The 24,958-nt window shown below is 69.8% G+C and carries 14 protein-coding genes; 7 read left to right on the top strand and 7 right to left on the bottom strand.

Going from position 1 to position 24,958, the window contains the following annotated elements; translation table 11 throughout:
• Nucleotides 1-53: 53 nt before the first annotated feature.
• Nucleotides 54-1,052, bottom strand: coding sequence for a 4-hydroxy-3-methylbut-2-enyl diphosphate reductase (locus C6Y44_RS06435; RefSeq protein WP_159418964.1), 999 nt, complete (start codon nt 1,050-1,052; stop codon nt 54-56).
• 100 nt (nt 1,053-1,152) lie between these two features.
• Between C6Y44_RS06435 and C6Y44_RS06430 the strand changes: the two genes are divergently transcribed.
• Genes C6Y44_RS06430 through C6Y44_RS06420 form a run of 3 tightly spaced genes read left to right on the top strand, consistent with a single transcriptional unit; the run spans nt 1,153 to nt 3,367 of the window.
• Nucleotides 1,153-1,845, top strand: coding sequence for a lipid droplet-associated protein (locus tag C6Y44_RS06430; RefSeq protein WP_159418965.1), 693 nt, complete (start codon nt 1,153-1,155; stop codon nt 1,843-1,845).
• The gene (xseA, locus tag C6Y44_RS06425) at nt 1,842-3,107 is read left to right on the top strand and encodes an exodeoxyribonuclease VII large subunit (RefSeq protein WP_159418966.1); all 1,266 of its coding nucleotides are present in this window, start codon (nt 1,842-1,844) and stop codon (nt 3,105-3,107) included. The genes C6Y44_RS06430 and xseA overlap by 4 nt, the downstream gene beginning before the upstream one ends.
• Nucleotides 3,104-3,367 carry an exodeoxyribonuclease VII small subunit gene (locus C6Y44_RS06420; protein ID WP_159418967.1) on the top strand — a complete coding sequence of 88 codons (264 nt, stop codon included), beginning with the start codon at nt 3,104-3,106 and terminating at the stop codon, nt 3,365-3,367. Before xseA ends, C6Y44_RS06420 begins: the two co-directional genes overlap by 4 nt.
• 70 nt (nt 3,368-3,437) lie before the next feature.
• Here C6Y44_RS06420 and C6Y44_RS06415 read toward each other — a convergent pair whose 3' ends face one another.
• On the bottom strand, nt 3,438-4,007 hold the full coding sequence (locus C6Y44_RS06415; protein ID WP_120281771.1) for a DUF4245 domain-containing protein: 570 nt from the start codon (nt 4,005-4,007) through the stop codon (nt 3,438-3,440).
• 183 nt (nt 4,008-4,190) lie between these two features.
• Here C6Y44_RS06415 and glpX point away from each other — a divergent pair, with 183 nt between their 5' ends.
• Both glpX and C6Y44_RS06405 read left to right on the top strand, forming a co-directional pair.
• The gene (gene glpX / locus C6Y44_RS06410; RefSeq protein WP_016693944.1) at nt 4,191-5,225 is read left to right on the top strand and encodes a class II fructose-bisphosphatase; all 1,035 of its coding nucleotides are present in this window, start codon (nt 4,191-4,193) and stop codon (nt 5,223-5,225) included.
• 103 nt (nt 5,226-5,328) lie between these two features.
• On the top strand, nt 5,329-6,744 hold the full coding sequence (locus tag C6Y44_RS06405) for a class II fumarate hydratase (protein WP_159418968.1): 1,416 nt from the start codon (nt 5,329-5,331) through the stop codon (nt 6,742-6,744).
• 125 nt (nt 6,745-6,869) lie between these two features.
• Here the strand turns inward: C6Y44_RS06405 and C6Y44_RS06400 are convergent, their stop codons facing one another.
• A complete protein-coding gene (locus tag C6Y44_RS06400) occupies nt 6,870-7,460 on the bottom strand; it encodes an LGFP repeat-containing protein (RefSeq protein ID WP_202400337.1) in 591 nt (196 codons plus the stop codon).
• Between the two features lie 161 nt (nt 7,461-7,621).
• Here C6Y44_RS06400 and C6Y44_RS06395 point away from each other — a divergent pair, with 161 nt between their 5' ends.
• The gene (locus C6Y44_RS06395; protein WP_120281768.1) at nt 7,622-8,044 is read left to right on the top strand and encodes a limonene-1,2-epoxide hydrolase family protein; all 423 of its coding nucleotides are present in this window, start codon (nt 7,622-7,624) and stop codon (nt 8,042-8,044) included.
• A 91-nt stretch (nt 8,045-8,135) separates the two neighbouring features.
• On the top strand, nt 8,136-8,564 hold the full coding sequence (locus C6Y44_RS06390; protein WP_159418969.1) for a carboxymuconolactone decarboxylase family protein: 429 nt from the start codon (nt 8,136-8,138) through the stop codon (nt 8,562-8,564).
• 55 nt (nt 8,565-8,619) lie between these two features.
• Here C6Y44_RS06390 and C6Y44_RS06385 read toward each other — a convergent pair whose 3' ends face one another.
• The 4 genes from C6Y44_RS06385 to C6Y44_RS06370 form a co-directional block, all read right to left on the bottom strand.
• Nucleotides 8,620-9,984 carry a PhoH family protein gene (locus C6Y44_RS06385; protein ID WP_174247077.1) on the bottom strand — a complete coding sequence of 455 codons (1,365 nt, stop codon included), beginning with the start codon at nt 9,982-9,984 and terminating at the stop codon, nt 8,620-8,622.
• Between the two features lie 325 nt (nt 9,985-10,309).
• On the bottom strand, nt 10,310-11,563 hold the full coding sequence (entS, locus tag C6Y44_RS06380) for an enterobactin transporter EntS (RefSeq protein ID WP_159418970.1): 1,254 nt from the start codon (nt 11,561-11,563) through the stop codon (nt 10,310-10,312).
• Between the two features lie 10 nt (nt 11,564-11,573).
• Nucleotides 11,574-12,617 (bottom strand): ABC transporter substrate-binding protein, encoded by a 1,044-nt coding sequence (locus C6Y44_RS06375; protein WP_159418971.1) that lies wholly within the window; start codon nt 12,615-12,617, stop codon nt 11,574-11,576.
• Nucleotides 12,614-24,916, bottom strand: coding sequence for a non-ribosomal peptide synthetase (locus tag C6Y44_RS06370; protein WP_225623734.1), 12,303 nt, complete (start codon nt 24,914-24,916; stop codon nt 12,614-12,616). Before C6Y44_RS06370 ends, C6Y44_RS06375 begins: the two co-directional genes overlap by 4 nt.
• Between the last annotated feature and the right edge of the window lie 42 nt (nt 24,917-24,958).

Genomic DNA, 24,958 nt, shown 5'->3' with positions numbered 1-24,958 from the left:
ATTCACGGCGGTGACCGGTCGTCTTCGCTCTACGGACCTACGGAACCACCGTCTCAGCGACGCGACGCGCGCAGTTCGCGCGGCAGGGCGAACACCAGGGTCTCGTTGGCGGTCGTCACCGACTGCACGTCGTGGAAGCCGCGCTCGTCGAGGAACTGGACGACGCCCTGCACGAGGATCTCGGGGACCGACGCACCGGAGGTGATGCCGACGGTCTCGACATCCTCGAGCCAGGCCGGATCGATCTCCTTGGCGTAGTCGACCAGGTGCGCTGCCCGGGCACCCGCACCGAGGGCCACCTCGACGAGCCGCACGGAGTTCGACGAGTTCCTCGACCCCACGACGATCACCAGATCGCACTCGGGCGCCATCGCCTTCACCGCGACCTGGCGGTTCTGGGTGGCGTAGCAGATGTCGTCGCTCGGCGGATCCTGCAGCTGAGGGAACTTCTGGCGCAGGCGCTGCACGGTCTGCATCGTCTCGTCGACGCTGAGGGTGGTCTGGGACAGCCAGATGACCTTCGACGGATCGCGCACGGTCACCGAATCGACGGCGTCGGGGCCGTCGACGAGCTGCACGTGATCGGGGGCCTCACCTGCGGTGCCCTCGACCTCCTCGTGGCCCTCGTGACCGATGAGCAGGATGTCGAAGTCGTCGCGGGCGAAGCGCTTGGCCTCCTGGTGGACTTTCGTCACCAGCGGGCAGGTCGCGTCGATGGTGCGCAGCTGCCGGGCAGCGGCCGATTCGTGGACCGCGGGCGACACACCGTGCGCCGAGAACACGAGCACGGCCCCCTCGGGCACCTCGTCGGTCTCGTCGACGAACACCACGCCGCGGTCGGCGAGCGTGTCGACGACGTGGCGGTTGTGCACGATCTCCTTGCGGACGTAGATCGGCGCACCGTACTTGTCGAGTGCCTTCTCGACGGTCTCGACGGCGCGGTCGACGCCGGCGCAGTAGCCGCGCGGCTCGGCGAGCAGGACGCGCTTTCCGGAGGTGGAGGGACCGGCGGACCGTGTGATCCCGACTTCGAGAGGAACAGGCGCAGACATACCTCCAGAGTACGGGGCGCGTGGGAGTGGGGCTTTCCAGCTCGCAGCCGACGTGCTCCCCTGGCTACCAATCACGCCGATCATCGGGCAGTCTTGGGGCATGATCCGTCCACCGTTCCTGGCACGGGTGGCTGCCGGCGTTGCTGTCACCGCGTACGAAGAGACCCTCAAGCTGCCGAGCACAGCCGTTTCGTTGCCGATGACGACGGTGAGCCAGATCCTGCAGACGACGATGCGAGTGCAGCAGGTCATGACCTCGCTCGCCATCAAGGGCGACCAGTTCTTCGAGATCTTCGGAGCAGAGCCCGCCGAGACCGCACAATGGGCGACCTTCGACGACGACGGCTCGACCCCCTCGGACGAGGCGGCGACCTCGACGAACAGCGCCTCGAACGGCGCTCCCGGCCGGTTCGCCCTGTACTCGATCCCGCCGGCGACCGACGCCGATGCACCCTTGGCCGAGCAGGCCGCACCGGTGAAGGCCGGTACCGCGACGACGAAGGGCCCCGCGAAGAAGGCGGCAGCGAAGAAGTCCGCTCCGAAGAAGGCCGCCGACGCCGAGGGCACGAAGATCGGTGAGACCACGGACACGAAGGTCGCCACCGGCAACCGTTCCGAGATCGTCGAATACCTCGACTACGACTCGTTGACCCTCGCTCAGCTGCGTGCCCGCCTGCGGGCACTGTCGGTGGACGAGCTCACAGCGTTGCTCGAATACGAGAATGCTCACGCCGCGCGTACTCCGTTCGTGACGATGTTGTCGAACCGGATCACGAGCGCGCGTAACAAGTGACGGCCGGACAGAACGCGGCACGCCCGAACTCCGCGGAGCAGCCCTGGCCCGTCCGCACCGTGGCGCAGAAGGTCGCCGGGTGGATCGACAAGCTCGGCACCATCTGGGTCGAAGGGCAGATCACCCAGATCAACGCCCGCCCCGGGACGCGGACGGCGTTCTTGACCCTGCGCGACCCGTCGGTGGACATGTCCCTGCAGGTGACCTGCTCACCACAGTTGTTGCAGCAGTCGGGGGTTCCGCTCACCGAGGGCAGCCGCGTGATCATGTTCGGGAAGATGACCTTCTGGCCCGGACGCGGCAGTCTCGCGCTGCGAGTCACCGAGATCCGAGCCATCGGTATCGGTGAACTGCTCGCGCGGCTCGAACGACTGCGCGCGTTGCTCGCGGCCGAAGGTTTGTTCGACCCGCGGTTGAAGCGCCCCCTTCCCTTCCTGCCGCGCCGCGTCGGCCTGGTCACCAGCCGCGGCAGCGCAGCCGAACGCGACGTGTTGTCGGTCGCGCAGCGTCGCTGGCCGGCCGTGCAGTTCGACGTCCGCCACGCGACCGTGCAGGGCCCGACCGCGGTCACGCAGCTCATCGACGCCCTCGAAGCGCTCGACAAGGACCCGGATGTCGACGTGATCGTCCTCGCCCGCGGCGGCGGCAGCGTCGAGGATCTGCTGCCCTTCTCCGACGAGGCGCTGTGCCGCGCGATCGCCGCGTGCACGACCCCCGTGGTCAGCGCGATCGGCCACGAGCCCGACAGTCCGCTCTGCGATCACGTCGCCGACCTGCGGGCTGCGACCCCGACCGACGCCGCGAAGCGCGTCGTACCCGATGCGGTCGCCGAACTCGATCTCGTCGACGAGCTGAGGACACGATCGGCGGCGGCACTGCGCAACTGGGTCCGGCGCGAGGAACACGTGATCGCACAGTTGCGCGACCGTCCCGTCCTGGCCGATCCGTTCCGCGATCTCGACCGGCGGAACGAGGAGATCGAGCGACTGCAGCACGCGGCACGGCGCGACGTCACGCGACTGATCTCGTCGCAGTCGTCGACGCTCGAACACCTGCGGGCACGGTTGGCGACCCTCGGACCCGCGGCGACCCTGGCGCGTGGCTACGCCGTGGTCCAGCGGATCGTGCCGGGCAGCGCCCCCGAAGTGGTACGCACACTCGACGAGATGCCCATCGGCACCCAGCTGCGGGTGCGCGTGGCGGACGGCGCGGCCCGCGCCGCCGTCATGGGACACGAACGACAAGGAAGATCAGGACAGTGACGAACGCGGGAACCGACGACGCCAACGCCGATGTGCGGGAGTTCGGCTACGAGCGAGCTCGGGACGAACTCGTCAACGTCGTGAAGATGCTCGAGCAGGGCGGACTCGACCTCGACGACTCGTTGCAGCTGTGGGAGCGCGGCGAGGCGCTCGCGAAGCGCTGCGAGGAACACCTCGCCGGTGCCCGCGAACGTGTCGAGCAGGCGCTCTCCCTCGCGGACGACGAGTACGACGACGAGTACGAGGACGACGAGGACTGACCTCGCTCGAGCCCGAGATCAGCGTTCGACCGATCCGACCCGGATCAGCGTTCGACCGATCCGACCCGGATCAGGGTTCGAGCGGTTCGGCCCTGCCCGCGGCGGTCGCCAGGGTGGTGAACTCGGCCTCGTCGCCGGAGCCACCGATCAGGATCCGCACGTCGCCGAAGTCGGACACCCAGAGTGCTTCGACGCCCTCGCCTCCGTAGACCACCCAGTCGTGGCCCTCGACGGAGCGGGTGTCGGTGGCGGTGCGGGCACCTCCGGCGACGAATCGCACCAGTTCGTCCTCACCGGCATCCGATTGGGTGAAGCGCACGTAGCGACCTGCGGGGGTGATGAAACCGACGGTGCTCGAATCACCGCCCTGGTTACCGGAGACGATGCTGCGGCTACCGGAGTTGGGCTGCCAGTCCTCGGGCACCTCGGGTTGGCGGATCGGGAATCCGAGCTCCGCCGCGTCGTACTTCAGGCCGGCATCGATGTCGAAGCTCGGCACCGGACCCGCCGTGGGTCCACCGGGCTTGAACTCGCACTGGCTGGCGATCGCCGCGATGAAGAGAATCAGCACGAGCAGCGGGATCAGCGACCACGCCATATCGCGACCGTCTTGCAGGATGCGAGGTTTCTTGGATGCCACCCGTCCAGTCTGACAGCTACGAAACAGCCATGTTCAGGCCGGGCGGGTCCGACAGCCCACACCATCGGCCGTGATGAGACAATAGCCACGCGACACACACGGATCGTGCGGGCGCCCTCGGCGCCCGCTTCCTCTGCCGGCGCAACCCGCGTCGACCGAAAAGTCTCCAGGAGGCAGTAGCCCATGACGGCCAGCACCCCACGCCGCGAAGCTCCGGACCGCAACCTCGCGCTCGAACTGGTCCGCGTCACCGAGGCCGCGGCGATGGCGGCCGGCCGGTGGGTCGGACGCGGCGACAAGGAAGGTGGCGACGGCGCCGCGGTCGACGCGATGCGGCACATGGTCAGCTCCGTGTCGATGCAGGGTGTCGTCGTGATCGGTGAGGGCGAGAAGGACGAAGCGCCCATGCTGTACAACGGCGAGGAGGTCGGCAACGGCGACGGTCCGCTGTGCGACGTCGCGGTCGACCCGATCGACGGCACGACCCTCATGTCGAAGGGCGCTCCCGGCGCGATCGCGGTGCTCGCCGTGGCCGAGCGGGGCGCGATGTTCGACCCGTCCGCCGTGTTCTACATGGAGAAGATCGCCGTCGGCCCCGAGGCCGCCGACGTCATCGACATCACCGCCCCGATCGCGGAGAACATCCGACGCGTCGCGAAGGCGAAGAACATCGCGCACGCCGACCTGACCGTGACGATCCTCGACCGTCCGCGCCACGCGCAGATCATCAAGGAGGTGCGCGAAGCGGGTGCCCGCATCCGTCTAATCTCCGACGGCGACGTCGCCGGCGCGATCGCCGCTGCACGTCCGGGTTCGGGTGTCGACATGCTGCTCGGCATCGGCGGTACCCCCGAGGGCATCATCGCCGCGGCCGCGATGCGCTGCATGGGCGGCGCGCTGCAGGGCCGCCTGGCACCGAAGGACGACGCCGAGCGCCAGAAGGCCATCGACGCCGGACACGATCTCGACCGCGTCCTCACCACCACCGATCTCGTCACCGGCGAGAACATCTTCTTCTGCGCGACCGGCGTCACCGACGGTGAGCTGCTCCGCGGCGTCCGCTACTCCGCCGGTGGCGCGGAGACTCAGTCGATCGTGATGCGCAGCAAGTCCGGCACGGTCCGCATGATCGAGGCGTACCACCGCCTGCAGAAGCTGAGCGAGTTCTCGTCCATCGACTTCCACGGTGTCGCCGGCTCGCCGCCGCCCATGCCCTGATCCTCACCGCACTGATCCAAGCGATCGTTCCGAGGAGGGGCACTGCACCGAGTTCTGGTGCAGTGCCCCTCCTCGTTCGTTCCGGCGGCATAACGTGGAGGACATGACCGACACCGAACAGTCTTCTCAGCAGTTCCGTATCGAACGCGACACGATGGGCGAGGTCCAGGTTCCGGTCGACGCCTTGTGGCGCGCCCAGACGCAGCGCGCCGTGGAGAACTTCCCGATCTCGGGCCGTGGACTCGAACGCGCACAGATCCGCGCGCTGGGTCTGCTCAAGAGCGCGTGTGCCCGGGTGAACAAGGACCTGGGTCTGCTCGACCCCGACAAGGCCGACGCGATCGTCGCGGCCGCCGATGCCATCGCCGCGGGTGAGTACGACGACCAGTTCCCGATCGACGTCTTCCAGACCGGTTCGGGCACGAGCTCGAACATGAACACCAACGAGGTCATCGCGTCGATCGCCGCCAAGACCGGCGTCACGGTCCACCCCAACGACGACGTCAACATGTCGCAGTCGTCGAACGACACCTTCCCCACCGCGACGCATGTCGCCGCGACCGAGGCGACAGTCAAGGATCTGATCCCCGCCCTCGAGCATCTGCACGGTGCCCTCGACGAGAAGGCGAAGGAGTGGCGCACGGTCGTCAAGTCGGGCCGCACCCACTTGATGGATGCGGTCCCGGTGACCCTGGGCCAGGAGTTCGGTGGTTACGCCCGACAGATCGAGGCCGGGATCGAACGCCTCCGCGCAACCCTCCCCCGCCTCGGCGAACTGCCGATCGGCGGTACCGCGGTGGGCACAGGCCTCAACGCACCGGCGGATTTCGGTCCGCGCGTCGTGGCCGTGCTCGTCGAGACCACGGGGCTCGACGACCTGCAGCGGGCCCGCGACAGCTTCGAGGCGCAGGCCGCGCGTGACGCGTTAGTCGAGGTGTCCGGCGCGCTGCGAACCGTCGCCGTGTCGCTGACGAAGATCGCCAACGACATCCGCTGGATGGGATCCGGCCCGCTCACGGGTCTGGCCGAGATCCAGCTCCCCGATCTGCAGCCCGGTAGCTCGATCATGCCGGGCAAGGTCAATCCCGTTCTTCCCGAATCGGTTACGCAGGTCGCCGCACAGGTGGTGGGCAACGACGCCACCGTGGCGTGGAGCGGCGCCGCCGGGGCGTTCGAACTCAACGTCTACATCCCGGTGATGGCCCGCAACGTCCTCGAGTCGATTCGTCTGCTCGCCAACGTCTCCCGGCTGTTCGCCGATCGCTGCATCACCGGACTGGTGGCGAACGTCGAACATCTGCGCACGCTGGCGGAGTCGTCGCCGTCGATCGTCACTCCCCTCAACTCCGCGATCGGATACGAGGAGGCGGCCGCTGTCGCCAAGGAGGCGCTGAAGGAGAAGAAGACGATCCGTCAGGCCGTCGTGGACCGCGGCCTCGTCGGCGATCGCCTGAGCGAGGAGGAACTGGACCGCCGCCTCGACGTCCTGGCGATGACGCGGGTGGACGAGGAGTCCTGACACGCAGGGCCCCGACCGACCCCGCCTGCATCCGCTACATGTTCGGCCATCCTCTACGGCAATTTGCTGTAGAGGATGGCGAAAACGCGAGCGGATAGCGAGGACTCAGCGAGCTGGGAGTCACCTCACTCCTGGACCACCTCGGTCCCGGCGCCGGGCGCCCAGGTGATGTAACCGAACTGGAAGTTGCTCCGCGCACCGTCGGGGGTCTGTTCCTCGTCGGTGATCGGGAAGCCCAGATCGCCACCGGCACCGCCCGCGGCCTCCCAGGCCGTGCGGATCTCACCCCACACGATGTGGGAATCGGTGTCGGGGCTCCACGCGATGATGCCGCCCTCGAACTCCGCGACGTAGCCGTCGCCGACCTCCTCCTGCTGGCCGGTCGCGGCACCGAGCGGGCTGGACGCACCGCCGACCTCGTCGTACTTCTGCAGGATCGGCCCGCTGAGTTCGACCTGCTCGCCGTCCGGTCCCGGCACCGCACTGGACTGATCCGCCGCGGGCTCCTCGGCTTCGGGCGAATCGTCGCCCTGCGTGATCGATTCGACGGCGCTCTCCGCCTCGGACGCCACGCTCTCCGCGGCGGACTGGACCGCGCTGGTCGCGCTGCCCACCGTTTCCTCCGCCGACTGGTCGTCGCTGCAGCCCGCGACCACCAGCCCGACCGCCGCTGCGGCCGCCACCAACGCTGCTCTGCGTCGGGGAATTCGATTCATCGGTTCGCTCCTGTCACTCGAGAGGACGGGTACCTGATCTCAGGGTGCCCGACTCCTCCGCGACACAACCCGGTTTCCGGTGATTCCGTGACGTGCACGAATCCACCCCATCCCCGGCATCCTGCCGTTACCATGCGACGCAGCCGACGCCGAGGAGAACGATGAGCACCCAGACCGCCACCGCGCAGGACGCCGTCGCCACGGTGACCGATTTCCTGGAGGCAACGGCCGCCGAGGACATCGACCGCGCCGCCTCGCTGATCACCGACGACATCGCGTGGCACAACACCTGGCTCCCCACCATCCGCGGCGGCGCCCGGGTCCGGAAGATCCTCGCAGGTCTCGCGCGACCTTCGATGGGCTTCGGCGTCGTCGTCCACCACATCGCGGCCGACGACGACATCGTGCTCACCGAACGCACCGACATCCTGCGCTTCGGGCCGGTGCGCATCGAGTTCTGGGTGTGCGGCACCTTCGAAGTGCGTGACGGACGGATCGCCGTGTGGGACGACCACTTCGACGTCCTCACCTTCCTCCGCGGAACCGTGGTGGGCGTCCTGCGCGCCGTGCTGCGTCGCTCCTGACGATCCTCACCCCACCGCTCCCCTGAGGGCGCCCGCATAGAATCCGTTCGTCGCCGAACCGTTCGGCGACGGATCAGCAGGGAGCGATGACATGTCCGACGCCGAGCACACTCCTGGATTCACGACGGGTCTGGAGATCCGGCGCGAAGTGATGGGTGACGACTTCGTCGAGCGGGCATTCGAGCGTTCCCACGGCACCGACTCCGAGGCGATGCAGGAGTTCGTGACCGAGCACGCCTGGGGTGCCGTATGGTCGCGTCCCGGCCTGGACCGGCGCAGCCGCAGCCTGCTCAACCTCGGCATGCTCATCGCGCTGCGCGCCGAGAACGAGCTGCGCGGACACGTCCGCGGAGCCCTGCGCAACGGGCTCGGCCGCACAGAGATCGTCGAATCCGTCATCCACTGCTCGGCGTACTGCGGCGCCCCCGCCGGACTCGCTGCGATGCGCGTGGTCCAGGAAGTGCTCGAGGCCGAACTCGGCCCCCTCTCCGAGGACACCGACGCCTCCGACGAGGCCTGACGACGACGGCGCGCCCGGCGGATGCCGGACACGCCGCGTCGACCGTGCTCGGGCGTCAGGCGCCCGGAGCGAACTCCTCGAGCATCTCCGTCACGAGGGCCGCGATCGGCGACCGCTCACTGCGGGTGAGCGTGACGTGCGCGAACAACGGATGCCCCTTGAGCTTCTCGATGACCGCCGCGACACCGTCGTGCCGGCCGACACGCAGGTTGTCACGCTGGGCGACGTCGTGGGTGAGCACGACGCGCGATCCCGCACCGAGCCGCGACAGGACGGTGAGCAGCACGTTGCGTTCGAGCGACTGCGCCTCGTCGACGATGACGAACGAATCGTGCAACGACCGGCCGCGAATGTGCGTGAGCGGCAGCACTTCCAGCATTCCGCGGCTGAGCACCTCCTCGAGCACCGCCGGGCTGGCAAGTCCTTCGAGGGTGTCGAAGACCGCCTGGCCCCACGGATTCATCTTCTCGGCCTCGGTACCCGGCAGGTAGCCGAGTTCCTGCCCACCCACCGCGTAGAGCGGCCGGAAGACGACCACCTTGCGGTGGGTTCGTCTTTCCAGGACGGCCTCGAGTCCGGCCGTCAGTGCCAGGGCGGACTTTCCGGTTCCGGCTTTGCCGCCGAGGGAGACGATGCCGACGGATTCGTCGAGCAGCAGGTCGAGGGCGACGCGCTGTTCGGCGGAGCGTCCGTGCAGTCCGAACGCCTCCCGGTCGCCGCGGACGAGCTGCACCCGCTTGTCGGCGGTGACCCGGCCGAGTGCGCTGGACGAACCACCGAGAAGTCTGATCCCCGTGTGGCACGGCAGATCCCGCGCGTCGTCGATGTCGACGATGCCCTCGGTGAACATCTCGTCGATGAGGGCCCGGTCGACTTCGAGTTCGGTCATGCCCGTCCATCCCGAGATCACCACATCCTGGGCGTGGTACTCGTCGGCGTCGAGGCCGACGGCACCGGCCTTGACGCGCAAGGGGATGTCCTTGCTGACGAGCACCACGTCGCGACCCTCGGTGGCCAGATTCAGGGCGCACGCGAGGATGCGGGAGTCGTTGGTGTCGGTGCGGAATCCCGCGGGCAGGACCATGGGGTCGGTGTGATTGAGCTCCACGTGGAGGGTGCCACCCTCGTCCCCGATGGGGATGGGCTGGTCGAGGCGTCCGTGCCGCTGCCGCAGGTCGTCGAGCAGGCGCAACGATTCGCGGGCGAACCAGCCGAGTTCGTGGTGGTGCCGTTTCCCTTCGAGTTCGCCGATCACGACCAGCGGGAGGACGACTTCGTGCTCGGCGAACCTGGTGACCGCCCAAGGGTCGGAGAGCAACACTGAAGTGTCCAGCACGTAGGTGCGTACAGCGGATTCTTTCGCAGCGGCGGTACCGGAGGCGTGGCCGGAGCGGGTGGGGACGGAGCGTGTTGCGTTCACGTGGGGCTCCTCGGCCCGGACGGCACCGCCCGGACGTATTCGGTGGGCCGGTGGGTCCCCGGTGTCGTCACGACCACGGAGGCCCGGTGCCGGCCCCCTCGCTCGGACTGTGTCAGCCACACGATCAGGGACCTCCCGTGTAGACGGCACCTGCGCCGCCTACACCCCCGACGCTAACCCCGATACGGACGATTCGCTCGGCAGGGGGAAGCGTGTCGGTGAAGATTGCGTTAACGACACCTCGTAAGTACCCCTGAACCCCAGCAAACACAGTCGACTCCGCTGCGTCAGGAGCGCGCGAACCCGTGGATCGCGCGGCGTACGGTCACTCGACCGTGACCGGATACGCGCTCGGTTCCACCGCCGCGCCGCGCAGGCGCCGCAGCACCAGGGTCACGAGCAGCGCGAGGACCGCCATCGCGGCGCTGTACCAGACGACCGCGTCCGGGGCGTCGAAGATGCCGCCGAACAGGCCCGCGACGAGCGCACCGACCGACATGCCCGCGACCTCCTGGGCGGACCACAGGCCGTTCACCCGGCCGAGCAGCGTGTGGGGCGTGTGCGTCTGGATCAGCGAGTAGCGCAGCACCTCCTGGACGGCCCCGAACACACCGACGATCACGAGCAGCACGGCGGTGAGCGCCAGTACGGACGTGAAGCCGACCAGTGCCTGGACGACGAATCCGAGGATCAGTGCGGTGAGCAGCACGCGACCGGGCCGCACCGACCGGCCGAGCCACCCGCTGGTGACCGTGGCTGCGGCGGCACCGAGCGCGATCGCCGCATACATGACGCCGATGGCGACGGCGTTGCCCTCGAAGCGCGCGTCGGCGAAGGCCGGGACGAGCACGAGCACACCGCCACCGAGCATCGCGACGACACCGGCGATCATCACGCCACCGACGACGCGTTCGCGGCGCAGGAAGCCGGTCACCGTCTCCGAGGGTGTGTCGGCGTCGTGCCCGGCATCCGAGTTCGGCGGGTTCAGCGCAGGCAGGCCCGAGAGCAGGGTGACGGTCACGGCGGTGCCGATCGCGGCCACCCAGTAGTTCCACGCGACCGAGAACGTCGCGATCACGAGACCGCCGAGCGCCGGGGACAGGACGGCTCCGGCGCGGGCGCTGAGGACGTTGAGCGCGCCGACGGCGACGAGCTGGTCCTTGGGGACGAGCGTGGGCACGACCGCCAGCAGAGCCGCGATGCTGATCGACCCGATCAGGCCGTTGACGACCGTCAGGGCGATGATCGCCGGCACCGAGGGCGACGACAGACCGGCGTTGACGGCCAGTCCGACGAAGGTGAGGCCTGAGACGGTGCGGGCGAACAGGATCAGGAACTTGCGGTTGTAGCGGTCGGCGAGCATGCCGCCGAGCAGCATGCCACCGATCGCAGCACCCCCTTCGAGCGCGGAGACCAGACCCACCATCGGCGACGATCCGGTCAGGTCGTAGACCTGGATCGGCACGCCGACCATGAGCATCCCGATACCGAAGATCGAGATGGTGCGAGCGATGAAGATCCGGCGGAAGGCCGCGCTCTCGCGCAGCGGCCGCAGATCGAAGAGGGCGCCGTTGCTCATTGCCGGTCCGTCACTCGGACTTCGCGGCGGCGTCGGCGAGCATCGGGGCGATCTCGGCGGTGGCCCACTTCAGCGACAGCGCCGACGGGAAGCCCACGGCGTTCGGCATGCCGGTGTTGCGGGCGAGCGAGACGACCGCGCCACGCTCGACGGCCGGAAGACGGTTCCAGGCCTCGAACTTGGTCAGGTATCCGAGATCGCCGGTGGGCGAGACGACGACGAGCAGGTCGGCGTCGAGCTGCGAGATCTCCTCGTAGGACAGCACACCGCGTCCGTCGGCATCGACCTGGAGTGTGTTCGCGTATTCGCTGAGCTCGAGGCCGAGGGAGTTCAGGAACTGTCCGATGCCGCGGTCGTCGGCGGCGAGCACCGACAGCTGGCCACCGGTGTCGCCGATGATCGCGTTGTAGGTCGTGCCCTCGAGTGCGGGGTACTGCTCCTTGGCGGCGTCGAGATCGGCCTCGGCCTGCTCGATGACCTCCTCGGCCTTCTCGGGGATGCCGAGGGCCGATGCGATCTTGCGGGTGGAGTCCTGCCACGGCTCACCGTTGGCGCGGTAGTCGAAGTGGACGACGGGGAACTGCTCGGCGAGCTGATCGTAGGTGTTCTGCTCGAGTCCCCAGAAACCGGTGGAGACGATGATGTCGGGCTGCAGCGCGGCGATCTGCTCGGCGATCACCGTGGCACCGCCGTCCATGTTCAGCAGCGGCGGGACGTCGGCGCCGAGCGCTTCGGCCTCCCACGGCCAGACACCGGTGCCGCCGGTCGCGGCGAGGTTCTGGGCATCGACGGGGAGCGCGAGCGGGGTGACGCCCAGCGACAGCAGGATGTCGGCGTCCTGCGGCGACAGCGGCAGGGCCCGGGTCGGGGCGGACTCGACGGTCGTGTCGCCGAACTTGCCGGAGACGGTGACCGGGAACTCGCCGTTCGCCCCAGTCGCGCTGCCGGACGAGCTACCGCTGTCGGTGCCCGAGCCGCACGCCGTGACACCGACCAGCATGGCGGTGGCGGCGAGGGCGACGCCGATCCGGCGCAGTCGCGTGTGGATCCTCATCGATTCTCCTCTGTTGTGGAACAACCAATCGACTCTGTGGTGGAACAATCAGTCGACTCTGTTGTGGAACAACCAATCGGCTCTGTGGTGGAACGATCAGTCGGTTCGTGGAGGGTTGCGGCGAGTTCGCCGATCGACCCGGCGGTGAGGATCGACTCGGCGTCGATCACGTATCCGGCCGCGCGCAGTCCGCCGAGGATCCGCATCACCGAGATGCTGTCGCATCCGAGGTCGAGCAGATCGTCGTCGACACCGACCTGCTCGATGCCTGTGACCTCGGAGGCGAGGGCGCACAGCAGTTCTTCGGCCGGTGTGGACGGTGCCCGGTGCGCTCGAGGGGCGAGTTCCGGTCGTGGCAGTGCGGCGCGGTCGATCTTGCCGTTGGCGAGCGTGGGCAGGGCGTCCAGGACGACCGTCGCCGACGGCACCATGTAGTCGGGCAGCACCCGCGCCACCGCCCGCCGCAGCATCTCGGTATCGAGGGTGTACCCGGCGGCCGGGACGACGTAGGCGACGAGACGCGCCGTCGCGCCGAGATCGGTGCGGGCGAGCACCATGGCGGTCGCGACGTCCGGTCGCGACGAGAGCACGGTCTCGATCTCGGCCGGCTCGATCCGGTAACCACGGATCTTGACCTGGTCGTCGCCGCGTCCGCGGTATCGGATGTGTCCGTCGGGCGTCCACAGGGCCCGGTCACCCGTGCGGTACATGCGATCACCGGGGAACTCCGGATCGATCGTGTCCGCGACGAAACGGTCGGCGGTGCGACCCGGGTCGGCGAGATAACCGCGGGCCAGTCCACGACCGGCGAGGTAGAGCTCGCCCTCCACGCCGATCGGCGCGGGGCGCATCCACCGGTCGAGGATGTAGGCCCGGGTGCCGGCCACCGGTCGGCCGGCAACGGGCGCGTCCGCGTCCGAGGCCCGTGCGACGAGCGCGTCGACGGTGCTCTCGCTCGGCCCGTAGAGGTTGTAGGCGCTCACGCCGTCCAGCCCGCGCAGCCGGTCCCACATCGGTTGGGAGACTGCCTCGCCGCCGAAACCGAGCGAGGCCGGGCACCGTCCATCGTCCGCGAGTCCGTGATCGAGCAGCTGCGCGAGGTGTGACGGGGTGACCTCGACGAAGTCCCAGCGGGATTCGTGGGCGACGCGGACCATCTCGGCCGGGTCGCGCTGGACCTTTTCGTCGACGACGTGCACCGCGTGGCCGTCGAAGAGCCACAGCTGCGGCTGCCACGACGCGTCGAAGGCGAACGACCATGCGTGGCCGACCCGGAGCCGGTCGCGTCCGGTCCGTGCCTGCGTCGGTTCGTACAGATCGGCGCGGTGGCTGTGGAACAGCTCGGTCAGGCCGCGGTGCAGGGCGAGGACCGCCTTGGGTGTGCCGGTGGAACCGGAGGTGTACACGACGTAGGCCGGGTGGTCTGCGCGCAACGGTGCGAGCCGGTCCGCGTCGGTCATCGGGGCGTCGTCGTAACCGGCGACCCGCTCGGCGAGCGTCTCGTCGTCGAGCGCGAGCACCGGCGCGTCCCCTGCGGGCAGCGACGACACGAGTTCTCCGGTGGTGAGCACGACGACGGGCTCCGCAGTGCCGAGGATCGTCGCGAGACGCTCGGTGGGAGTGCGCGGTTCGAGCGCGACGTAGGCGCCGCCGGAGACGAGCACCGCGAGCATCGCCGCGATCGTGTCGGCCGTGCGGGGCAGCACGAGCGCCACGCGGGTCTCGGGAGCGACACCGTGGTCGACGAGCAGGCGCGCCCATCGGCGGACCCGGGACGCGAGGTCGGCGAAGGTCCATTCGAGATCGCCTGCCACGAGCGCCGTCTCGTGCGGGTGGCGGGTGGCCGCGTCGTCGAACAGGTCCGCGACGGTAACGGCTTCGGTGGCCTGTGCCGGTGTGGTCCGCCACTGCTCGAGCCGGGCGCGTTCGTCGGCCGGCAGCACGTCGATGGCGGACAGGCGCCGGTGTGCCTCTCCCCCGGCCAGCGTGCGTAGCACCCGGTCGAGTCCGGCGGCGAGACGTTCGACGGTGCCGCGGTCGTACAGGTCGGAGCTGTACTCGACGACGCCGACGACGGTGTCGGTGCCCGCATATTCGACGAGGTCGAAGGACAGGTCGAACTTCGAGGTCTCCATCGGGTGCGGTTCGGGGGTGACACCCGCGGTGAGCCCACCCGCGCTGCGCGGATCGGGTTCGACGAGATAGACGATCATCACCTGGAACAGCGGGTGCAGGGCGCGCGAGACGGATCGGTCGGAGCCGAGCACCGCGTCGACGACCTGCTCGAACGGCAGGTCCTGGTGGTCGAACGCCTCGAGGTCGGTGCGGCGGATCCGGTCGAGCAGTTCGGCGACGGTGGGGTCGCCGGACAGGTCGGTGCGCAGCACGAGGGTGTTGAGGAAGAAGCCGACGAGATCCTCGAGCTGTGCGTCGCCGCGGCCGGAGACCGGGGTGCCGAGCGGGATGTCCTCGCCGCCACCGTAGGCCGCGAGCAGCACCGCCACCGCGGCCTGGACGACCATGAACATCGAGACGTCCTGTGCGCGTGCGAGTTCCCGCAGTGCGCGCACGACCTCCGGGTCGAGCGCGAACGGCACGGCGCCACCGCGATAGGAGGTGCGGGCCGGACGGGTCCGGTCGGTCGGCAGCGGCAGTTCCTCGGGCAGGCCGGCGAGGGCGTCGCGCCAGTAGGCGCGCTGACGCGCGGCGAGCGACTCCACATCCGCCGGGTCGCCGAGCAGTTCGCGCTGCCACAGCGTGAAATCGGCGTACTGCACGGTGGGTTGCGTCCACTCGGGTGCCTGCCCCGCCTGCCGCAACGCGTAGGCCGTGGCGAGGTCGGTGAGCAGCGCCTTGGTCGACCACTCGTCGACGGCGATGTGGTGGATCACCAGTGCCACCACGGTGTCGTCCCCGGCGTCGAGGACCGACAACCGCACCGGCAGCTCTGCCGACAGATCGAAGCGGTGATCGATCGCCTCGGCCAGCGCATCGCGGACATCGGCCGCGTCGACCGGACGGTGGTCGGCGATCACGCGGACTTCGTCGGGCGTGAGCACCATCTGGTAGGCCTGCCCGTCCGAGCTCGGGAAGACCGTGCGCAGCGCCTCGTGGCGCAGGACGACGTCGCGCACGGCGGCTTCGAGTGCCGGGACGTCGACGCGTCCGTGCACCCGCCACGTGACGGGCACGTTGTACACGCCGCCGCGGGCTCCGAGCTGGTCGAGGATCCACAGGCGTTGCTGCGCGTACGACAGCGGCACCATCGCCGGTCGCGGGTCGGCCGCGACCAGCGCGGGTCGGGGCGACCCCTGCCCGGCGGCCGCGCACCGCTGCGCGAGCAACCCCACGGTCGGGGCGTCGAAGACCGTGCGCAGGGCCAGATCCACGCCGAGCTCCGAGCGGATCGCGTTGACGAGCCGGATCGCGGCCAGCGAATGCCCACCGAACGCGAAGAAGTCGTTGTCGATGCCGACCTCGTCGAGTCCCAGCGCATCGGCGAACAGTGTCGCGATCGTCGCTTCGAGTTCGGTGCGCGGCTGCCGCCCGGATCCGGTGTCGAACTCCGGTGCCGGCAGGGCACTGCGATCGAGTTTGCCGTTGAAACTCGTCGGAACCGCGTCGATCACGAGAACCCGTGCGGGCAGCAGGTAATCGGGCACATGTCCGACGAGTGTCTCGCGGACCGCCACCGGATCCACCGCGACACCCGCTGCAGGAACGACATATCCGACGAGCACCGAATCGCCTGTGCCGGTCGAACCGGCAGAGCCGGCGGGACCGGGCTTGACCGCCGCTACGGCACGGGCGACACCGTCGACGGCGTCGAGAGCCGCTTCGAGTTCGCCGAGTTCGATGCGCAGACCGCGCAGCTTGATCTGGTCGTCGCCGCGGCCGAGATATTCGAGGTCACCGCGGGCGTCCCACCGCGCGAGGTCGCCGGTGCGGTAGAGCCGGTCGCCGGGATCACCGTAGGGGTCGGCGACGAACCGCTGGGCGGTGAGCGCCGGGCGTCGCAGGTAGCCCTGCGCGACCTGCACTCCCCCGATGTACAGCTCGCCCGGGGTGCCGGCCGGCACGGGGCGCAGATACCGGTCGAGCACGTACAGGCACACGTTCGCGCCCGGCCGTCCGATGACGGAACCGCGGGTGCGCGAACCGATCCGGGCCTCCGGGTCGGTGTCGAGGGTCACCTCGACCGCGGCTTCGGTCGGGCCGTACAGGTTGTGGACCTTCACCTGCGGCAGCACCTTCGCCGCGCGTTCGACGGTGCGCGGCGACAGTGCTTCACCGCTGCACACGATGCGCCGCAGGTTCGCGGCGTCCGCGGTGGCGGACACGGCGAGGGTCTCCTCGAGCATCGACGGCACGAAATGGGCGACGGTGATGTTCCCGTCGCGCAGCAGGGTCGCCGATTCGACGGGATCGCGGTGCGCGTCGGGTCCGCCGACGACGACGCTCGCACCGTCGACGAACGGTGCGAACAACTCCCACACCGACACGTCGAAGGTCGCGGGCGTGCGCAGCAGGACCCGGTCGTCGGGCGAGACGGGCAGTTCGCGGCGCACCCATTCCAACCGGTTCGCCACGGCGCGGTGCGACACGGTGACGCCCTTGGGCAGACCCGTCGACCCCGAGGTGTAGATGACGTAGAGCGGGTGGTCGAGGATCAGCGGCGCGATCCGGTCGGTGTCGGTGACCGGCTCCGGGCTACGGGCGTCGATGCGGGCACGGACCTCGGCGTCGTCGAGGTCGAGTCGCGGATGGTCACCGGGCAAGGCGATATCGCTGCGCGTCAGCACGACTCGCGGACGTGCGTCACCGAGCAGGTACTCGATGCGCGCGTCGGGCAGCGTGGTGTCGATCGGCTGGTAGGCCGCACCGGACTTCACGACGGCGTGGATCGCGACGACCTGTTCCACGGAGCGGGGCACCGCGACCGCGACGATCGCGTCCGGGCCGGCACCGAGCGCGACGAGTTCGCGCGCGAGGCGGTTCGAGGCGGCGTCGAGCGCAGCATGGGTGAGGGTGTGGTCGGCTGCGACGAGAGCCGGCCGTTCGGCGTACTCGGCGGCGCTGCGCGCGAGCACCTCGCTCAGCGGGACGAGAGCGAAGTCGACGCGCTCGCCGGTGCCCACGGCGAGCTGTCCCGCGGTCTCGTCGGCGTCGAGGATCGCGACGTCGCCGATCCGGGCCTCGGGTGCGCTCGCGACCCGCTCGAGCAGCGTGAGCAGCGCAGCGAGCAACGTGTCGGCCGTGGTGGCGTCGAACAGGTCGGTCGCGTACTCCACCGACACGGCGACCTCGCCGGTGTCCGGGGCGTCGACGAAGGTGAGGTTGAGGTCGAACTTGGCGCGGACGTTGCTCAGTGGCTCCCAGCGGGTGGGCACACCGAGCAGGTCGGGCAGCTGCGCGGGGCGCTGCAGGTAGCTCATCATCACCTGGAACAGCGGGTTCCGTCCCTCGACGCGCGGCGGTGCGAGTCGCTCGACGAGCTGCTGGAAGGGCACCTCCTGGTGCGCCATCGCCGCGAGGTCGGTCTCGCGCACCCGGTCGAGGAGTTCGGCGAAGGTGGGTTCGCCGGACAGGTCGGTGCGCAGCACGAGGGTGTTGACGAAGAAGCCGACGAGTTCGTCGAGGACGGTGTCGGACCGGCCCGAGACCGGGGTACCGACGACGATGTCGTCGCCCGCGCCGAGCCGCGAGAGCAGTGCCGCGACGGCCGCGTGCAGCGCCATGAACATCGTGCCGCCGAGGGCATCCGCGACCGCTCGCAGGCGGACGGCGATGTCGGCGGGGACCGTCGCGGTGGTGTTGCCCGCCGCGCCCGTCGGCCGCGCGGGGCGGAGCCGGTCGGTGGGCAGGACGATCTCGTCGGGCAACTGCGCGAGAGTGTCGGTCCAGTAGTCGATCTGGGTGTCGATCCGGCCGGCCTCGATCAGTTCGCGCTGCCACAGCGTGTAGTCGGCGTACTGGACGGGCAGCGGCGACCACTCTGGTGCCGCACCGGCCGACCGCGCGAGGTAGGCGCGGGTGAGGTCGCCGAGCAGCGGCGCGTCCGACCATTCGTCGGTCGCGATGTGGTGCAGCACCACCGCGAGGACGTGCCGGTCGGGCGCGACGCGCACCAGCACGACACGCAGCGGCGGGTCGGTGCGCAGATCGAACGACGCGGTGAGCCGCTCGGTGAGCAGCGCCCGGACGGCGTCCTCGGACTCCGTCTCGTGCAGGTCGAAGCGCACGGCCTCGGCTGTGGACAGGATTCGCTGGTAGGGCGTGCCGTCCTCGGACTCGACGACGGTGCGCAGGCTCTCGTGACGTTCCACGACGTCGGCGACCGCAACAGCGAGGGCATCGGCGTCCACCGCACCGTCGAGACGGGCGACGTGCGCGTAGTGGTAGGCGAGGCTGTCGTCCTGCAACTGCTGGAGCAGCCACAGGCGTTCCTGGGCGGCCGACAGCGGCACCCGGTCGGGGCGCGTCCGCGCGGTGACCGGCGGGAGCGCCGCTGCGGCGCCGGGGATGCGGCGGGCGAGTTCCTCGACGCTGCGGGCCTCGAACAGGTCGCGGATGGTGACGTCCACGCCGAGTTCGGAGCGGATGCGGCCGATGATCCGCATGGCGATCATCGAGTGCCCGCCGAGTTCGAAGAAGTCGTCGTCGGCGCCGACCTCGTCGATGCCGAGGACGTCGGCGAAGATCTCGCACAGGACCTTCTCGGTCTCGGTGCGCGGGGCGCGTCCACCGAGGCCGGTCGCGGCCTGCGGTTCGGGCAGGGCGCGGGTGTCGAGCTTGCCGTTGACGGTCATCGGCACGGAGTCGATGAGCTGCACTCCGGCCGGGACCATGTAGTCGGGCAGCTGGGCACGCAGGTGGGCGACGAGCCGCGAGGACAGATCGGACGGATCACCATCTCCCACCGGAACCGCGTACGCGGCAAGTCGTTTCGTGCCCGGCACGAGCGGGTCGTCGACGGCGATCACCGCGGCGGTGCCGACCTCGGGATGCTCCTCGAGCACGGCCGCGATCTCGTGCAGTTCGACGCGGTAGCCGCGGATCTTGACCTGGTCGTCGACGCGGCCGAGATAGTCGAGGTTGCCGTCGGACCGTCGGCGCATGAGGTCGCCCGTGCGGTACATGCGACCACCGGCCGACCACGGGTCGGCGACGAACCGGTCGGCGGTGAGGCCGAAGCGGTTCAGATAGCCGCGGGCGAGACCGACACCGGCGATGTACAACTCGCCGACGACACCGTCGACGACGGGTCGCAGCCACGGGTCGAGGATGTAGGCGCGGGTCGCGCGGATCGGGACGCCGACCGTGGGGGTCGCGCTGTCGTCGGTGCCACCGCCGAGGGTGTTGATCGTGTACTCGGTGGGGCCGTAGAGGTTGTACCCGAGGGTGCCGCCGGTCTCGCGCAGGCGCGTCCACACCGAATCCGACACGGCCTCACCGCCGAGCAGGACGAGCGGCGGGCGGTGCTGTCCCGGCCCCTCGTCGAGCATGCCGTCCGCGATCAGCTGCGTCGCGTAGGTGGGGGTGACGTTGACGACGTCGATGGCGTGGGTGTTGCAGTACTCGACGAGCGCGGTGGCGTCGCGTCGCAGGTCCTCGTCGCAGACGTGCACCTCGTGGCCCTCGACGAGCCAGAGCAGTTCCTCCCACGACATGTCGAAGGCGAACGACACGGTGTGCGCGACCCGCATCCGGCGTCCGTCCACCGACGAGACCACCGGATCGAAGATCTCGTCCTGGTGGTTGCGCTGCATGTTGGTCAGGCCCCGATAGGGGGTGACCACACCCTTCGGCTTGCCGGTGGACCCGGAGGTGTAGATGACGTAGGCGGGGTGCTCGAGCCGGCCCGGGCGGCCCGGGGCGAACGCGCCGAGTTCGGCGTCGGTCAGCGGCGCGGTATCCGCCGTGAGGGGCTCGTCGAGGCGGATGCTGCGGTCGGCGGGCAGGCCGAGACGATCCTGCACTGCGGTGGTGGTGAGGAACAGCGCCGGTTGCGCGTCGTCGATGACGGTACGCAACCGTTCGTCGGGCTGGTCGAGTTCGAGCGGCAGATAGGCGGCACCGGTGCGCAGGATCGCGAAGAGCGCGACGACGGTGTCGATGCTGCGGGGCAGGCCGAGGCACACGATGGTCTCGGGTCCCGCTCCCCCGTCGATGAGGGTGCGGGCGAGCGCTTCGACGCGTCCGGAGAGTTCGCCGTAGGTGCAGCTCTGCTCACCGGAGACGAGGGCGATGCGGTCGGCGTCGGTCGCGGCGCGCGCGATGAGCATCTCGGCGACGGTGGCGTCCTCGACCTCGGGGATCTCGGCGCGCAGCCGGGCTTCGGTGACAGCATGCTCGGCGGCCGTCAGTGCCGGCACGGACGCGACCGGCAGATCGACGCCGCGGGCGACGAAGCCGAGCAGCGCCACGAAGCGGTCGTGCAGGGCCCGGGCACGCGCTCCGTCGACGACGTCGGGCCGGTAGTCGATCTTGACGTGCATGGTCTGCCCCGGCGACACGACGATCGCGAGGGGGTAGTGGGTGTGGTCGAGGCTGTCCTCGGCGACGATGTCGTGCCGCGCGGACTGCCGGGCCATCTCGTCGGCGTCCTTGAAATTCTGCAACACGAACAGGGTGTCGAACAGTTCGGAATGGCCGACGGCGCGGAGGATGTCGCCGAGCCCGAGATATTCGAACTCCATGCGGTCGGCGTACTCGTCCTGCATGCGGCGCAGCAGCTCCGCGACGGTCTCGGCACCCGACAGACGCACCCGCACCGGGACGGTGTTGAGGAACATGCCGATCACGCGGTCGAGTCCGACGATCTCGGTGGGCCGCCCGGCGACGGTGGAGCCGAACACGACGTCGGTGCTGCCGGATTCGGCGGCGAGGAGCAGGCCGACGACGGCGTTCATCAACGCGTTGAGGGTGACGCCCGTACTGCGGGCCCGGTCACGCAGTGCCGCGGTGAGCGTCTCGTCGATGTACGACTCGATGCGCAGCGGCACGATGGCGGCGCGGTCGCGGGTGGATCCGGCGAGCAGGGTGGGCTTGTCGAAATCGGCGAACTCGTCGCGCCAGGCCTGCTCGGCGGCGGCGCGGTCGCGGGCGGCGAGCCACTGCAGGTAGTCGGTGAAACCTGCTTCGGGCGCGGCGATCTCGTCACCGGCGTAGCGGGCGAGAAGTTCGTCGACGAACAGCGCGCCGGACCAGCCGTCCCAGAGGATGAATTCGCGGTTGACGACGAGACGGTCGATGCCGTCGAGATGCAGCAGCAGCATGCGCCACAGCGGCGGGGACGCGAGGTCGAACGGCTGCAGCCGATCCTCCTCGATCAGTTTCTCGGCGCGGGCCTGCTGTTCGGCGGGGGCGAGGTCGGTGAGGTCGACCTCGGTGAACGGCACCTCGAGATCCGCGGCGGCAATGAACTGCACCGGATCGATCAGGCCGTCGTCGGTGAAACCGGCACGCACGGTGGGATTCTCGGCGAGCAGGCGTGCGGCGGCGCGGCGCAGGCGCGCGACGTCGAGGCGGTGGCCGAAGTCGAGCGAGAACTGGGCGGTGTAGATGTCCTTCGACGAGTCGAAGACCGACTGGAAATACAGGCCGCGCTGCAGCGGCGACAGGGGCCAGATGTCCTCGATCCGCGCCGGCGCGATCCGTGCGACGCGGTCGATCTCGTTCTGCGTGAGCGTGACGTGTCCGAGATCGGACGGGGTGAGAGAGGTTCTTCCCGCGGCTGCGTCGGCGCGGCCGAGCAGGTCGTCGAACGCCGCGCGCCATGCCTCGGCAAGCCGGACCACGAGATCGGGGTCGAGCGCCTCGTCGGCGGTGAGATGCACCGCGGCGCCGTCGATTCCCCGTTCGACGTGGATGTCGAGCAGGTAGTCGCCGATGCGGTCTCCGCCGCTCCGCACGAGCACCTGCGGCTGCCCGAGCGGCGCGAGGGCCGGCCCGGCCTGGACGTTGGCGTAGCGCAGCATCGGCCAGCCGATGCCCCGGTCGGGGGCGGCGCGCAGGCGTTCCTTCGCGGTGCGCAGGGCGTCGAGCGGATCGGGGGCGAGCGCCAGTCGTACCGGCGTCGTCCAGTCCAGCGCGCCGACGGTGCGGGTGGGATCGGCGTCGGGGGTCAGGGCGACGCGGCCGTCGCGGACGATGTCGACGAGCAGTTCACCCTCGGCGCTCTCGCGGGTGTTCGCGACCGCGGCTGCGGTCACCGCGGTCCACACATCCGTTGCGTCACCCGAGACGAGTCCGGCCATCGCGGTTGTCGCCGTAGCGTATTCGTCGTCGGTCAGCGTGACGGTCACGGGGGTCCGTGTGCGGCCGGTGGCCGCCGCTGCGGCGAACTCGGCGCCGGGTGCGACGGTGGTCATCCAGTCGGATAGTTCTGCGAGTCGCTGCGGCGAGGCCGCCTGCTCGGTGAAGACGCGGGCGTGGGTGGCCGGTGAGGTGGGCACGGGCGGCAGTGCGATCTGCGTGCCGCGCCGGGCGGCGCGCAGGGCACGGTGCAGGTCGGCGGTGACGATCGACCAGGATGTCTCGTCGACGAGTCCGGCAGGGGCGAGGAACACCAGTTCCCCGGCGGTCTCGTCCGCACCGGTGAGCCGCACCGCGGTCAGGATCCGGCCGGCGGTGGCGTCGGGGCGCAGGGGCAGGTCGGCGGTCGCGGTCCCCGCGGGCAGCGCGGCGTCCGCGACGAGGGTCCGGGCGTCGACGGCGGCGGTGTCGTTCACCGACAGCAGCCACAGCACCGGGGCCGGTGCGGTGAGAGTCGTCCGCAGCGCCGGGTGGTGCGCGACCACGGCGGCGACGGCGGCGACCACGGCGTCCTCGGTGAGATCCTCCGCTGCCGGGATGCGGTATTCGCGCAGGCCGGCATCCACTGAAACTCCGGCGTCGCGGCGTCGCGCGGTGGCCGGCATGAGCGCGAGCGGCCCCGCAATGGTGTCTTCGTGCCCGGCGGCAACGCCGATCCGATCGGCCTCGGAGCTCTCGGCGAGCGACGGTGCCGGGGCGACGTCGAAGGTGCCGAGCGGCGCGTCGAGGTCGTCGAGGATCGCGGCGAGGAAGTCGTCGAGATCGGCGGCGCAGCGCTGCGCGAGCGGTGCGTCGTCGGCGTGACCGCGCAGTCCGATCTCGATCGGGTGCCCGGCCTTCTCGAGCACGAGGATGAATTCGAGTTCGCCGACCGGCCCGGAGGACAGCATGTGCGCCTGCGATTCCCGGCCGACCGAGTACCGCGAGGCAGCTGCGGGCATGATGTTCACACCGACGGTCGGGGGCCGCCAGTCCGGGTCGATCTCGGCGAGTTCGCGACCGAGATCCTCACCGCGGTACCGGCCGTGCTTGAGCAGGCCGAGCAGTTTGCCGTCGATCACCTCGGCGACGTCGGCCAGACGCGCGTCGTCGGGGACGTCGAAACGCAGGGGCAGGACGCTGGCGACCATCGCGGGTACGGTGCGCAGTTCGCGGGTGCCACGCGCGGTCGTGGGCAGGCTGATCACCACGTCGCGACGGCGGGTGGCCCGGGCCAGATAGGCACCGAGGAGGGCGATGAGCACGGTGGCGGGCCGGGTGCCATGGGCCTTGGCGTACCGCTCGAGCCGGCCGCGTCCGTGGGCGTCGATGTGCGACCAGGCGACGAGTTCGCCGGGACTCGACAGGCGACCCGAGCCGAGCAGGCGCGTCACCTGCGGGAGGTCGGCGAGTTCGTCGAGCCAGTAGCGGCGGTCGAGTTCGCGCTGTTCGCTCGCGACGTACTCCTCGTCGACGTGCACGTATCGTTCGAGGGTCCACTCCGTGGCGCGGTCGGGTCCCTTTCCCTCGACGTACGCCTTGGTCATCGCGGTGGTCGCCAGGCCGATGCCGTAGCCGTCGTTCACGATGTGGTGGTACTGCTGGTACAGCCGCACCGTGTCGTCGGCCAGGCGGTGGATGGCGAATCGGAACAGCAGGTCGCGGGCGAGATCCTGCGGTTCGCTCATCGTCTCGCGCATCCAGCGGTCGGACGCCGCCGCCGGGTCGTCCTCGCCGCGGAAGTCGATGACGGGCAGGTCCCATTCGCGGGTCGCGCGCGGGACCTGGACGACGTTGCCGTCGGCGTCGATGTGGAAGTTGACGTGCAGGGTCTCCGCGACGTCGAGCACCGAGTGGATCGCCGTGATCATCCGGTCGATGTCGATGTCGTCGCCGATGGTCTCGGTGTACATGCCGGTGTTGTAGAGGTGCCCGGTGGCGTCGAGCTGATGACCGAAATAGATGGTCCGCTGCGCGCGCGTGACGGGATACACCGACTGCATCGAATTTCTCTCTCCCACGGATGCCGCGACGAGCCGCGGGCG

It is taken from the genome of Rhodococcus rhodochrous, from assembly GCF_014854695.1.
In the GTDB taxonomy this organism is placed as follows: Bacteria; Actinomycetota; Actinomycetes; order Mycobacteriales; family Mycobacteriaceae; genus Rhodococcus.
Note: the sequence above shows the minus strand (reverse complement) of the source record. Positions and strands in the feature narration are given on the sequence as shown.

Bases quoted from the DNA above. Each gene is read 5' to 3' on its own strand.
- C6Y44_RS06395 (WP_120281768.1), top strand. From the start codon at position 7,622: ATGAGCACCCAGACCGCCACCGCGCAGGACGCCGTCGCCACGGTGACC.
- entS (WP_159418970.1), bottom strand. From the start codon at position 11,563: ATGAGCAACGGCGCCCTCTTCGATCTGCGGCCGCTGCGCGAGAGCGCG.
- C6Y44_RS06375 (WP_159418971.1), bottom strand. From the start codon at position 12,617: ATGAGGATCCACACGCGACTGCGCCGGATCGGCGTCGCCCTCGCCGCC.
- C6Y44_RS06390 (WP_159418969.1), top strand. From the start codon at position 8,136: ATGTCCGACGCCGAGCACACTCCTGGATTCACGACGGGTCTGGAGATC.
- C6Y44_RS06370 (WP_225623734.1), bottom strand. From the start codon at position 24,916: ATGCAGTCGGTGTATCCCGTCACGCGCGCGCAGCGGACCATCTATTTC.
- C6Y44_RS06435 (WP_159418964.1), bottom strand. From the start codon at position 1,052: ATGTCTGCGCCTGTTCCTCTCGAAGTCGGGATCACACGGTCCGCCGGT.
- glpX (WP_016693944.1), top strand. From the start codon at position 4,191: ATGACGGCCAGCACCCCACGCCGCGAAGCTCCGGACCGCAACCTCGCG.
- C6Y44_RS06430 (WP_159418965.1), top strand. From the start codon at position 1,153: ATGATCCGTCCACCGTTCCTGGCACGGGTGGCTGCCGGCGTTGCTGTC.
- C6Y44_RS06405 (WP_159418968.1), top strand. From the start codon at position 5,329: ATGACCGACACCGAACAGTCTTCTCAGCAGTTCCGTATCGAACGCGAC.
- C6Y44_RS06400 (WP_202400337.1), bottom strand. From the start codon at position 7,460: ATGAATCGAATTCCCCGACGCAGAGCAGCGTTGGTGGCGGCCGCAGCG.